We start from the raw sequence: 11,957 nt of genomic DNA, 5'->3' as shown, positions 1-11,957 counted from the left end.
GTTGCTACCAATAAAATTGGTATTGTATTTGGTGTCAATCCAGATCAAATTGGTTGGGCAATTTGGGAGAAAAATGAGCGGCTTATTGGAAGATTTTATCGTCGCAGAAGGCATAGGGCCTGGAGAACGGCTCCCGCCGGAACGCGACTTGTCCCTGAAACTCGGGCTCCCCCGAACAGCGTTGCGCCGGCAGCTGGCGAAGCTGGAGCAAGACGGGCGCCTAATCCGCCATGTGGGACGGGGGACATTTCTTGCCGATGATCGTCTCCGCTCGGCACAGAAGAGTTCCTTCAAGCAGCAGAAGCTCGTCGTTCGGACATATCCAGCCGAGGTTTTCGAGGCGCGATTGATCGTGGAACCGAAGGCGGCCGCAATCGCCGCATTGCGAGCAACGCCCTATGATATTGAAGAGATGCGGAAAGCCATCGAACTCGGAAGCATTGCATTCAATTTTATCGATTTCGAGAACTGTGACGCGCTTTTTCATCGCCTTATCGTTCAAGCTGCCCGCAACAACTTGTTGAACAATATTTATGAGTCAATCCACGCCGTCCGCTCGGGCAGACTGTGGGGCAGGATGAAAGAAGTGTCGCTCACGACCGATCGCATGGCGCGCTATGCTGCCCAGCATCAGGAGATCTATCAGGCGATCTTAGACCGCGACGGTCGTCATGCCGAAACCATTATGTTTCAACACATCACCGATTCGCGTCATGCAATTCTCGGTGACCCGAGCCCCTAAACGTCCCTCCCGACTTTGGTCGAGTCCGTCGCGCCGAAGGCGACGGATGACGCCAGCGATCTTTCGCCGGCATCATCCGACGCTCAAGATTTGGCAGACAGACCACCTGCCCCCATCCAGCCTTCCAACCATGCGGTATGGAAACGACCGTTGCGAACCTCCGGATTGCTGGCGAGTGCCTTATGCAGCGGGACGGTCGTATGAATCCCCTCGATCTTGAGAGTATCAAGGGCACTCGTCAGAGCGTCGATTGCCGACGCGCGATCGTTAGCCGCAACAATCAGCTTTCCGACGAGCGAATCGTAATACGGCGCAATCTGATAACCGTCGTATAACAGTGTATCGAAACGGACCGCATCACCTGCTGGTGCAGCATAGCCAGTGATAAGTCCCGGCGACGGCATGAACATCTTCAGCGGGTTCTCGGCGTTGATGCGCACCTCGATCGCGTGCCCCTTCGCTTCGATGTCGGATTGCGAAAACCAAAGGCGCTCACCCCCTGCGACACGCAGCTGAGCTTGAACAAGATCGATTCCGGTGATCGCTTCCGTCACAGGATGCTCAACCTGGATCCGGGTGTTCATCTCGATGAAGAAGAATTCCTCGGTCTCGCTGTCGTAAAGATATTCGAGCGTGCCGGCATTTTTGTAGTGCACCCTTTTTGCAAGAGCCACGGCAGAGGCACAGATCGCGTCACGAACGCGCTGCGGCAAGTTCGCGGCTGGCGCCTCTTCCCATACCTTTTGCCGCTTGCGCTGCAGCGAGCATTCCCGCTCAAAAAGATGCACCACATCGGTTCCGTCCCCGAGCACCTGCACCTCGATGTGACGAGCACGCGAGATATAGCGCTCCATATACAGGCTATCGTTGCCAAAGGCCGCTCGGGCCTCCGCCATGGCTTGTGGCACCAACGTCTCAAGTGATGCTTCATCATCGACAATGCGGATACCTCGCCCGCCGCCGCCAGCGCTTGCCTTGATCATCACAGGATAGCCGATGCGACGCGCCTGCGCGCGAGCATCATTGAGGTCGCTGATCAGGCCTTCACTGCCCGGAACAACCGGCACGCCGGCAGCTATCGCTTCTGCGCGTGCCGTGGCCTTGTCGCCCATCTTCGCGATCGTCTCGGCATCGGGCCCGACGAATATCACCCCGGCAGCTTGGACTGCGGATACAAATCGAGGGTTTTCCGAAAGAAAGCCGTAGCCGGGATGCACCGCATCCGCGCCGCTTGCCGTTATTGCGGCGACGACCGCGTCGATGTCGAGATAGGATTTCGCAGCCTGCGGCGGTCCGATTACGACAACGTCATCAGCGAGTTTACATGCGAGCGATCCGGTGTCAGCTTCGCTCGCTGCTTGTATCGTGCGTATCCCCAAGGCTTTCGCCGCCTTGATGATACGCACGGCGATCTCACCGCGATTTGCGATGAAGAGTGATTTGATCGTCATGGCCGCTCAATCCATCTCGGCGATTGCCTGGGCAGCATCGATGGCAGCTCCGTCTTCGACTAAAAAGCGGATCGCGACACCTGCTTCTTCCGCCTCAATCGGAAAGAAGGACTTCATGGCTTCCACGATCCCCACCGTGTCGCCAGCAGCGACGGCGTCACCGTCATTCTTGAAGTTTGCCTCGTCTGGAGAGGGTCGGCGGTAGAATACACCTGGAAGCGGGGAAAGAAGCTGTTTTGCCATAATCAGTTGTTCTCTTTATGCTTTGACTAAGTTTTCGGCGACGCAGCGCTTGGCGATCTGCAGTGCGAGATCTTGCGCCTCCGATACGCTGACGAGCTTGAATTTGAAGGTCTCGTTGGGCTTAGACTGACCGAGCTTCCAAAATGCGCATGATGGAACCGTGTATGGGTTGATGAAACCGCCCATGGAAGGTCCGTCGTTGACGAGAATGATGGGTGTCTGTCCGGCAAGATTGATCGCACCCATCGGATAGCCATGATCGATGATGTTCGACGGCAACGAACCATGTTCCCTCGGTTTGTTGGTGGCCTTTTGCGTGAAGGTCCACTCCGGTCCCTCCAGTCGAAAGCCGGTCCGGTCCGATTTGGCGGAAAGGGTCCAGGGCGATGTGAGGAACCGCTCATGGCCGGCCTCGTCGATCCAGTCGTCGTTCGGGCCAGCGCACACCTCAATGTCCCAGGTTTTGTCGGTGCGGATCTGCGGGCGAAGATTATCCGGGACTTTGAGCCCGGGAGTGCCGTCTCCCTGGAACAGCGGTAATTCCTGCCCAGGCTTTACCGAATGTCCGTCAATGCCGCCCACGCCCGCCTTGTTGAATGTGGACCGCGAGCCGAGCATTTCCGGGTTCGCCAAACCGCCGGCAAATGCGATATAGGCGCGCGCACCGACGCGGGCCCCCGAGAGCACAAGCGTCTGGCCCGCCTTGACGGCGAGGGATTGCCAAAGCGGCACCGCTTCACCGTCGACTGCCGGGGTCATATCAGCCCCGGTTATGGCGATGACGGTATCTTCACCAAACTGCAGCGTGGGGCCAAGGAACTGACACTCGAAGCCAGCGGCACCCGGCGCATTGCCCACGAGCACATTCGCCATTCGAAAGGACCAACTGTCCATAGGGCCGGAAGGCGGAAATCCTTGATTCCAGTAGCCGATGCGGCCAGGATAATCCTGGACTGAGGTTTCGAGGCCAGCTTTCAAGATCTTGATCATGCCGCCGCTCCCGTCTTTTTATCCAGTTTTGAAACCCATTTCTTGTAGTTTCTGACTCCGAATTTCTGATACTCGACAACAGTGTAACTGTACCGGCCGTCGTTCAACGCTGCCTCGCAAGCGTCGTATTCATCACGGGTGACCGGCACGAACTTGATTCGATCCCCTGGCCTGAAGAGGCACAGGCTTCCCTCAAATACCTCCTGTCGGCCGGTCGGGTCCCAAATCGGGACCGGGGTTCGCGCAAAGATCTGATAGCCGCCAGGGGTCGCAACCGGGTAGATGGAGTTGGCCGCACCGCCAAGACCGATCGCACCTTTTGGGGTATTCGTCCGCGGCGGGTTGTACTTCGGAGCCGTCAATCTCGCTCTGGGATCGAGCGCCATGAGAAATGGCAGGCCGGGCCAGAAACCAAGCGACGCAACCCAGTATTCGGAAGAGGAATGCAGACGGACGAGATGCTCGACATTGTCCAGACCGTTCTCTTGAACCACGAGTTCGGCGTCTGGCGCCTTCTTGGCAATTTTGGCGCAGTAATCGTCAACACAGGCTTTCGTCCAAGGGTCGAGGTAAAGCGCGGGCAGATAGAAAAGCCGACTTTCGAGCTCGATATCCTCTGACGATCCTAGCGCGGCACTCAGCTGCAGAAATTCTCGAACAACATCGTCATAGCCGATCTGCGTCGGCTCGTAATGAACGAGCAGCGATGCAAAGCATGGCGCCGTTTCAATAACTCCGCCAATTTCGGCATTGGCAGCCGCCGTCGCCAAGCCCTGCGCCAAAAAATTCAGGTCGAGATTCATCTCGTTGCCAAACTCGATCAGCACATAGCGGTCTCCCGCTGGCATGAATCTTGGTTGGTCATAGATCATGTCTTCCCCCGCCTCTTCAGTTGAAGTTCTCAGAAGATCGCCATTCAGCAACGTCATCAAGCGCCTTCTTCAACCGATTCACCAACTCATCGACCTGAACCTCATCGATAATGAGAGGCGGGCAAAGCGCGATCGAATCTCCGATCGCTCGGACGATCAATCCGTGCTCCTGGGTCGCGGAAAAGGCCGTCGCGCCAATCTTACCCGGTTGTGCAAAAGGCCGCTTGGTCTGCTTGTCGGCAACCATTTCGACCGCCGCGATCAATCCAATGCCCCGGACCTCACCAACCAGCGGATGATCGGCGAGTTCTCGCAGGCGAGCTTGGAAAAACCTGCCGACCTTTGCAGCATTCGCCACAAGCTCGCGCTCTTCGATGATCTTTAGGTTCTCAAGCCCCACAGCCGTTGCGACCGGATGGCCCGAAGCGGTAAAGCCGTGGCCAAATGTTCCGATTTTTGCCGTGTTGTCCGCAATCGCGTTGTAAACATCGTCAGAGAAGACGATTGCGGCAAGCGGCATGTAGGACGAGGTTAGCTGCTTCGATGTGATCATGATGTCTGGCGTGAAGCCGAAGTATTCGCACCCGAAAGTTGTTCCGAGCCGTCCAAAGCCGCAGATTACTTCATCAGCAACAAGCAATATATCATACTTGCGGCAGAGAGCTTCGATGCCCTGCCAGTAGCCTTCCGGCGGCGCCATCACGCCACCCGCAGCCATCAAAGGCTCGCCGATGAAAGCGGCGATCGTCTCCGGCCCTTCCTCTAAAATTGCCGCCTCCGCTTCAGCGACTAAGCGAGCGGCGAATTCGACTTCCGTTTCGCCTTCTTCCGCAAACCGATAGAAATGCGGACATGTCAGATGCCGGACCGGGATTGCAGGCAGGTCGAAATCCCGATGGTTATTGGGAAGACCCGTCAGGCTACCGGATGCGACCGTGATTCCATGATAGGCTTTGTTGCGCGCCAGGAACTTCTTCTTATTGGGGCGGCCAAGCGCGTTGTTCATGTACCAGACCATTTTGACCATGGTATCATTGGCTTCAGAGCCAGAACTCGTGAAGAAGACGTGGTTGAGTGAGGGCGGCGTCATCTCAACCAGTTTTTCGGCAAGTCTTATCGACGGTTCGTGCGACTTGTGACTGAAGGTGTGATAATAGGGGAGCTTCGCCATCTGCTCCGCGGCTGTTTTCACTAACCGTGGTTCGTTGAATCCGATAGCGACGGACCAAAGACCGGCGAGACCTTCAATGTATTCATTCCCTTTATCATCGTAGACATAGATGCCTTTGCCGTGGTCGATGACGACTGGGCCTTGCCGTTCATGGGCGCGCGCGTCGGTGTAGGGATGCAGAACCGACGATATATCGGCGTGAGCAAGTGAATTTGAGATGTGGTTGGTCACTTTACTAATCCTTGACGGAATGGAGACGAAGCGGGACCGTGCCGGCCGCTTGGTGTCATGGACAGGCTTCACAGGGACAGGCTTCACAGGGACAGGATTCAGGGCATGATGCTGAACGTTGCATGACGTTTCGGATCCCGCCATGCGGCTCAACAAAGTCTTCGAGCGCTATGGCGTTCCGGTTCATCGCAGTCCGCTCTCTAGCGCTTGGCTGCCCTTTCAAGTCGGTAGCGATCGAGAACCACAGCACCAACCAGGACGACACCGAAAACAATCATTTGATAGTTCGAGCCGATCCGGAGCAGGTCCATTCCGTTTTTCACGACCGTGATAAAGATGACGCCGAGAAGGACACCGAACGGAGACCCTTCACCGCCACGAAGCGAACATCCGCCGATGACAGCCGCTGCAATGGATTGCAGTGGGAATTCACCACCGAGCATCGGCTCTCCCGATGAAACGCGGGCCGTCAACAACCACCCGGCGAAGGCGGTCATGGTGGCGCAAAGCATGTAGCAGGCCATCAGATAGCGGTTGATGTTGACTCCTGCGACCACCGCGGATCTCACATTCGAGCCGATCGCATAGATGTAACGGCCAAAGCGCATATGGCGGACCAGAAGGAAGACCGCGGCAACGGCCGGAACGGCAAAATAGAGCGAAACAGGAAGGCCCATGAAATACCCGGAACCAATGCCGTAGACAAAATCACGCGGGAGGCCGGAGACCTGGATGCCCTGTGACGTCACAAGCGTCACCCCGGCGAAGATCGACGATGTTGCGAGGGTGACGATAAAGGCGTTCACCTTCATAATCGCGACTCCGAACCCGTTGACCCAGCCGCAGGCAAGACCAACCAACATCGTTGCCAGAAATCCGGCGGTGATGGTCAGGTACGGCGCGTCCGGATAGGCGAGCGAGACAGCAACCATGACCTTCGCGGACACGATTGACGTGAGAGCCACCACGGCACCGACCGACAGATCAAATCCACCGGCCAGCAACACGAGCATTTGGCCAAAAGCGATCAGCAGCAAGTAGACGGCTTGCTGCGTCATGTTCAACACATTGGGTGCAGACAGAAAACGCGGATTGCCAATCTGGAAAATGATGATGCAGATTATGAGGACGATCGGAAGCGCACCGAAGCTGAGAAGCTTGGAGACCGCATTCGCTGGAGTGGATGGCGCATTGCCCGCCGAAGATCTTGCATTTGTCATTGAATGTCCTCTTTCGGTTTTTCGCCGAATGCGTAGGCAATTACGCGTTCCTCAGTGATCTGACCTTGGTCGAGTTCGGCCGTGCAGAAGCCCTCGTGCATGACGTAGATCCGATGGGAAAGATGAACGAGTTCTTGCAGGTCGGAACTGATAAAAAGAATGGCTGCACCCTCGGCGCAGAGCTGCTGGAGCTGTTTATAAAAGTCCAGTCGCGCGCCGACATCGATGCCGGCAGTGGGCTCGTCAAAGGCGAAAATTTTTCTGCTGCGCGATAAAGCGCGACCAAGAACCACCTTTTGTTGATTGCCGCCGGAAAGTTCTTGGACGAGCTTTCTCGGCTCTGCCGGCTGCACCTTGAGCCTTGTCATAACGTCCGCGACAAGACGGCCGAGGACGGAGGTCTTTACAAAGCCAGCAGTCGCGGAATTTTTCTCGCCTAGGACCTCTACGACAATATTCTCGGCGACAGAGCGGTTAAGAGCGAGCGCTTCGCCGCGACGATCTTGCGGCAGATAGACCAGGCCACAATCGAGCATGGCGGCAGGCGTCGGCTTTGAAATGCGAGTCCCGGCAACGATGACCTGGCCATCGTCGATCGGCTGAAGACCGAATATGGCACGCGCCACTTCCGCCTTGCCGCAGCCCACCAGCCCACCGAGCCCGACAATCTCCCCCGCCCGAACGGCAAAAGATATGTCCCTGACCTTCTGGCCAGAAGAAAGCCCTTTGACCTCAAGGGCGACTGTCGTGGGATTGTGGGGAATTTCCGGATAGAAGTTCGCCATCTCCCGCCCGACCATTTCGGTGATCATCTGGTCGTTGCTGACGTCTGCAAGACGGTGGCACCCGACAAACCGACCATCACGGAGGATCGTGACGACATCGCCCAGCCGCCGAATTTCTTCCATTCGGTGACTGATATAAAGAATAGCCCAGCCTTCGCTGCGCAATAGCTGAACCGCCGAAAAGAGATGTTCGGATTCGTCATGGCTCAGCGTGGCCGTTGGTTCGTCGAGTATGAGCGCGCCAGGCTTCCCACCAAGGGCCCGAACAATTTCCAGAAGTTGTTGCTCCGCACGGGTGAGAGTGTCGACGCGTGCGTCCGGATCGATGGAAACTCCGAGCTTTTCCATCGCTCGGATCATGTCGGCCCTCATTTGCGCCTTATCGAGAAACCCGCCCTTTGTTTTCTCTCGGCCAAGCGTATAATTTTCGACGGCCGTAAGCGTCGGCGCCAGACCAAAATCCTGGAGGACGGTGTTGATGCCCGCCTCACGCGCTTCAAGCGGCGTGAGGTTTGGACAATCGGCACCACGAAGAGTCCGTTTGCCCTCGTCAAGTCTGTTCGTTCCGGTGAGCAGGGAGACGAGCGTTGACTTGCCCGCTCCGTTTTCGCCGAGGAGCATATGCACTTCACCGCAGGAAAGCTTGATGCTCACATCCTTGAGGGCCGCAAAGCTGCCGTAAAATTTGGATGCGTTGGAGAGCGAGGCAAACACCTCGCCCTCCACCGCATGAGTTTGAACCGGCATCACTTTTTCGTCGCTTCGATCGAAAATTCGACCTGATAGCCGGCTGGCGCAAACATGTCGGTCTTGGTGAAGTCCTTATAGTTGTCCGAGGTGACCATTTCAGGCTTCGGCCCAGCCCTTTTGGCTGCCAGCTTCTGGCCTTCGAGCAACCTCAGGATCATGTCGACAGCGAGCCGGCCTTGGAGCACCGTGAAATCCGTTGGCGACGCTTTTGTCGCTCCCGCTGCGATGTCGTCATACACCGGCGGAATAATATCGAACGCCGCGACGTTGATTTTGCCCTGCATGTTTGCGTTTCTGACGGCGACAGCCGCGGCCTGAGCAGCAATGTCGACGCCGACCAGCCAGTTGATGTTGTCATAAGTCTGCAGGGCATTGTTGATCAGGTCGAGTTGCGTGTTCAGGCCGGTATCGCCGCGCCTTGTCACGGCCAGCTCGACCGACGAACCCTTGATGGCGTCGTTAAAGCCCCTCACGGCGTCGTCGGACCAGCCAGCGCCCTGTGGCCCGGGGAAAAAGCCGACCACTTGCTTCTTTCCCTTCGCCTGATCGACCAGATATTTGCCGGTCGTGTAAGCCAGATCGTAAAACGATACGAGAGCATGGCCAGACACGCTCGGCTCGTTGACGCCATTCACAAAATCGATGACCGGAATTCCGGCGTCCGTCGCCTTCTTGACCAGCGGGCCGACGCCGTCTGCGCTGATGGCGCCAAGAATAATGCCGTCGAACTTTTGCGCAATGCAGTTGTCGAGCTGCGAGAGCTGCGTCGACAGGTTGGTGTAACCGCCGGCCTCGTAGAGGGTCATCGCAGTGCCGGTACGATGGATTTCATCGGCGATGCCGTAATCTGCCGCAACCCAATAACTATCCTTCAAATGCGGGAAGAGGACGCAAATATTCCAGGGCTTCTTCACCTCATCTTTTTTGAGTAGCGTCCATTCGGAATCCGTCTTCTTGTCACCGTCAACCAATTGAACGGGGAATTTTTCAGGGCCATCGGCAGCATATGCCGCCACGCTGACTGACGTTCCGGCAAGTAATGCCATGATACCGGACAAGAGAAGCTTCTTCATATTTCTATTTTCCTCTGTTGAGATTTAGCTTTTCCCTATAGATCGGGGTCTTCACGCCCCTTTGGACTACCGTTTTACGGTATCCAATACACGGCGCATGGTAGCGGCAACTTCTCGGGAGTTCGGGGGATCTGAGTGAATGCAAACGGTGGAAAATCGGATATCGACGTCGTTACCTTCCACGGACTGGACCTTGCCCTCCGCCAGGGCGCGCGCGAGCCGTGCCGATGCCTTGTCGAGATCGATGGCAGAATGAATGCGCGGAATGATCAGCTGGCCCGCAGGCCCGTAATTGAGATCGGCGAAGAATTCCCCCACGAAGGGAACGCCGACCGCCTCCGCGGCTAATTCGTGCTGAGTGCCCGCCATTCCGAAAAGGGGAAGATCGAAGACTTTCACGGCTTGGGCTATTGCGACTGCGTAGACGTCCTCGCGAGCCGCCATTCCATAGATGATGCCGTGTGGCTTGACGTGAGACAGGGACGCGCCGTGCGCGCGAGCAACGCCGGCGAGGGCGCCGATCTGGTAGATGAAGGCGGCCCGAAGTTCTTCAGGCGGCAGCCGCATCTCGCGCCGGCCAAACCCTTCTCGATCAGGCAGGGAGGGGTGCGCACCGATATCTTTGCCGTGATCCACAGCGAGCGCGACAGCTTTGTGCATCGTGATGGGATCACCGGCGTGGAAGCCACAGGCGATATTGGCGCAGTCGACGTAGGGCATGATCCCGGCGTCGTCGCCGAATTGCCAATTCCCGTAGCTCTCACCCATGTCACAATTCAGCGTGACCATTCCTCGTTCCCCCGTTCCGTCTGGTGTTATAACGGATTTAATCGCAAATGTGACGGTGATTTTCTCTTGAGTCAAGTTTGTCGTTTAGTGTTATAACAGAAATAGCACCGAAAGGAATTCACCTTGGCTGGCGACCAAAAAGCAATTGATGTGCAGCTAGACCCCGATCTCGCTCCCGTGTCTCGGGAGATGCTGCACGAACAAATCTACAACCAGATGAAGCGCAACTTGATGATGGGCCGGTTCGTGCCGGGCCAAAAGTTGCCGTTGCGCGGACTCGCTCAAAGTCTCGGCACAAGCCTGATGCCTGTTCGAGATGCGCTGCAGCGATTGGAAAGTGTCGGCTGCGTCGTTTCGGCAGCAAACCGAACTATGATGGTTCCGGAATTCAGCGCGAAGCAGCTTGGTGACATTTGTACGTTGCGGATCATTTTGGAGGGAGCAGCTGCCGAACAAGCTGCGGTTCATCGAAGCGAAAAGGAATTGGAGATCCTGCTATCTTATGTCGAAGAAATCGAGAAATCGACGGAGCAAGATGACGTCGACCTTTTCCTGGAAGCGAACTATCATTTCCACATGCAAGTCGCGGAAATGAGCAAAATTTCCTTTATCAAAAATATCCTTGAGCCGTTGTGGATGCATATCGGGCCATCGGTGCGGCGAACTGTGCCCAATCAAGCTCTGTTCTTTATTTCCGCTCGGCGGCACCGAGACGTTTATGATGCGATTGTATCAAGAGACGGCGGAGCCGCCGCCGAAGCGATGCGCATGGATATTCTTGAAGGCACAAACTTTTAGAGAAATCCGAAAGGGAATATCTTTATTTTTACGGCCGTTTGGATTGTATTTTAAGACTTTAACACGATCTGTCGGCAACGCTTGCGGGAGGCCGGGGCTCTTTGCTGTGAACGGCACCGCCGGCGATCAACGCGACATCATTGATTTCTTTTTTCACTGTCGCCGGCAAAGGAGCGAAGCAGACAATGCCGCCGCGCGGCATGTGATGGCCAATCGACCCCGGTCGCGCGGCCTTGCGCCGTAGCGCTTGCGCCAATTGTCGACGGTCGCGTCCGAAACCCGGCCTTCCGGCAGCCCCTCAGCAACGACGGGCCCTGATCGGCCTATTTTGACATGAAAGCGATCTGCGCCGCTGTGAACGTTGACTTCTTCATGGAATTCTCATCGTCCCGATTCCGGGATCATCCGTGGAAAATTCCAGCTGAAAACGCTTCGAACGCCAAGAGGCGCGTCACCGCCCACAACGGCGCTCATGTCACCGGATTGATCGAAGCGGCAGGCGGCGAAAGGCTCCACCTGCCGCCCTATTCGCCCGATCCCAACGCGATCGAACAGGCCTTCGCCAAGCTCAAGCATCTGCTGCATCGGCCAAAACGGCAAACCGTCGACGATCTCTGGAACAAGATCAGCATCCTCCTCGGCCGCGTCCAGTTAGAAGAATGCTGCAACTCCATCGAAACGCCGGATCCCGATCCGCCTGATGTTCAGGACGCGCTAAAACATCGGCCCGAAAATCGGAATCGATTTTCGGGCCGATGCGTCGATTCAAAGGGGTAGAGCGACCGTTCCGCGTCCGACCGGACGCAGGGCGATCCAGGTATGGAGCGTCGATACGTTGTCTC

The 11,957-nt window shown here is 56.5% G+C and carries 12 protein-coding genes; 3 read left to right on the top strand and 9 right to left on the bottom strand.

Annotated elements, in window-relative coordinates:
* Positions 1–73: 73 nt before the first annotated feature.
* Positions 74–742, top strand: coding sequence for a FadR/GntR family transcriptional regulator (locus J1C48_RS02445; RefSeq protein WP_207256048.1), 669 nt, complete (start codon positions 74–76; stop codon positions 740–742).
* Between the two features lie 83 nt (positions 743–825).
* Here J1C48_RS02445 and J1C48_RS02440 read toward each other — a convergent pair whose 3' ends face one another.
* The 9 genes from J1C48_RS02440 to pxpA form a co-directional block, all read right to left on the bottom strand.
* Positions 826–2,193 (bottom strand): acetyl-CoA carboxylase biotin carboxylase subunit, encoded by a 1,368-nt coding sequence (locus J1C48_RS02440; RefSeq protein WP_207256047.1) that lies wholly within the window; start codon positions 2,191–2,193, stop codon positions 826–828.
* 6 nt (positions 2,194–2,199) lie between these two features.
* Complete coding sequence (locus J1C48_RS02435; protein ID WP_207256046.1) at positions 2,200–2,436, bottom strand: acetyl-CoA carboxylase; 237 nt, start codon at positions 2,434–2,436, stop codon at positions 2,200–2,202.
* A 15-nt stretch (positions 2,437–2,451) separates the two neighbouring features.
* Entirely contained in the window at positions 2,452–3,426 is a 975-nt protein-coding gene (locus J1C48_RS02430; protein ID WP_207256045.1) for a 5-oxoprolinase subunit C family protein, read from the bottom strand.
* Entirely contained in the window at positions 3,423–4,355 is a 933-nt protein-coding gene (locus J1C48_RS02425; RefSeq protein WP_207256044.1) for a 5-oxoprolinase subunit B family protein, read from the bottom strand. Before J1C48_RS02425 ends, J1C48_RS02430 begins: the two co-directional genes overlap by 4 nt.
* Positions 4,315–5,700 carry an aspartate aminotransferase family protein gene (locus J1C48_RS02420; RefSeq protein WP_231081530.1) on the bottom strand — a complete coding sequence of 462 codons (1,386 nt, stop codon included), beginning with the start codon at positions 5,698–5,700 and terminating at the stop codon, positions 4,315–4,317. Before J1C48_RS02420 ends, J1C48_RS02425 begins: the two co-directional genes overlap by 41 nt.
* A gap of 200 nt (positions 5,701–5,900) precedes the next feature.
* Positions 5,901–6,920: an ABC transporter permease gene (locus tag J1C48_RS02415; protein ID WP_207256043.1), complete on the bottom strand. Its 1,020-nt coding sequence runs from the start codon at positions 6,918–6,920 to the stop codon at positions 5,901–5,903.
* On the bottom strand, positions 6,917–8,452 hold the full coding sequence (locus J1C48_RS02410; protein ID WP_207256042.1) for a sugar ABC transporter ATP-binding protein: 1,536 nt from the start codon (positions 8,450–8,452) through the stop codon (positions 6,917–6,919). Before J1C48_RS02410 ends, J1C48_RS02415 begins: the two co-directional genes overlap by 4 nt.
* Positions 8,452–9,528, bottom strand: a complete 1,077-nt coding sequence (gene torT / locus J1C48_RS02405; protein WP_207256041.1) for a TMAO reductase system periplasmic protein TorT — start codon at positions 9,526–9,528, stop codon at positions 8,452–8,454. The genes J1C48_RS02410 and torT overlap by 1 nt, the downstream gene beginning before the upstream one ends.
* A gap of 66 nt (positions 9,529–9,594) precedes the next feature.
* A complete protein-coding gene (gene pxpA, locus J1C48_RS02400; protein WP_207256040.1) occupies positions 9,595–10,317 on the bottom strand; it encodes a 5-oxoprolinase subunit PxpA in 723 nt (240 codons plus the stop codon).
* A gap of 123 nt (positions 10,318–10,440) precedes the next feature.
* Between pxpA and J1C48_RS02395 the strand changes: the two genes are divergently transcribed.
* Both J1C48_RS02395 and J1C48_RS19220 read left to right on the top strand, forming a co-directional pair.
* Entirely contained in the window at positions 10,441–11,115 is a 675-nt protein-coding gene (locus J1C48_RS02395; RefSeq protein WP_207256039.1) for a GntR family transcriptional regulator, read from the top strand.
* Positions 11,116–11,448: 333 nt separating this feature from the next.
* Entirely contained in the window at positions 11,449–11,892 is a 444-nt protein-coding gene (locus tag J1C48_RS19220; protein ID WP_207256038.1) for a transposase, read from the top strand.
* Positions 11,893–11,957 lie beyond the last annotated feature (65 nt).

Origin of the sequence: Jiella flava (assembly GCF_017349315.1) — a bacterium.
Classification (GTDB): domain Bacteria; phylum Pseudomonadota; class Alphaproteobacteria; order Rhizobiales; family Rhizobiaceae; genus Jiella; species Jiella flava.
Note: the sequence above shows the minus strand (reverse complement) of the source record. Positions and strands in the feature narration are given on the sequence as shown.

What these genes read in the sequence shown, in the direction of transcription:
- J1C48_RS02415 (WP_207256043.1), bottom strand. Translation starts at nt 6,920, where the DNA reads ATGACAAATGCAAGATCTTCGGCGGGCAATGCGCCATCCACTCCAGCG.
- J1C48_RS02435 (WP_207256046.1), bottom strand. Translation starts at nt 2,436, where the DNA reads ATGGCAAAACAGCTTCTTTCCCCGCTTCCAGGTGTATTCTACCGCCGA.
- J1C48_RS02445 (WP_207256048.1), top strand. Translation starts at nt 74, where the DNA reads ATGAGCGGCTTATTGGAAGATTTTATCGTCGCAGAAGGCATAGGGCCT.
- J1C48_RS02430 (WP_207256045.1), bottom strand. Translation starts at nt 3,426, where the DNA reads ATGATCAAGATCTTGAAAGCTGGCCTCGAAACCTCAGTCCAGGATTAT.
- J1C48_RS02425 (WP_207256044.1), bottom strand. Translation starts at nt 4,355, where the DNA reads ATGACGTTGCTGAATGGCGATCTTCTGAGAACTTCAACTGAAGAGGCG.
- torT (WP_207256041.1), bottom strand. Translation starts at nt 9,528, where the DNA reads ATGAAGAAGCTTCTCTTGTCCGGTATCATGGCATTACTTGCCGGAACG.
- J1C48_RS02410 (WP_207256042.1), bottom strand. Translation starts at nt 8,452, where the DNA reads ATGCCGGTTCAAACTCATGCGGTGGAGGGCGAGGTGTTTGCCTCGCTC.
- pxpA (WP_207256040.1), bottom strand. Translation starts at nt 10,317, where the DNA reads ATGGTCACGCTGAATTGTGACATGGGTGAGAGCTACGGGAATTGGCAA.
- J1C48_RS02440 (WP_207256047.1), bottom strand. Translation starts at nt 2,193, where the DNA reads ATGACGATCAAATCACTCTTCATCGCAAATCGCGGTGAGATCGCCGTG.
- J1C48_RS19220 (WP_207256038.1), top strand. Translation starts at nt 11,449, where the DNA reads ATGAAAGCGATCTGCGCCGCTGTGAACGTTGACTTCTTCATGGAATTC.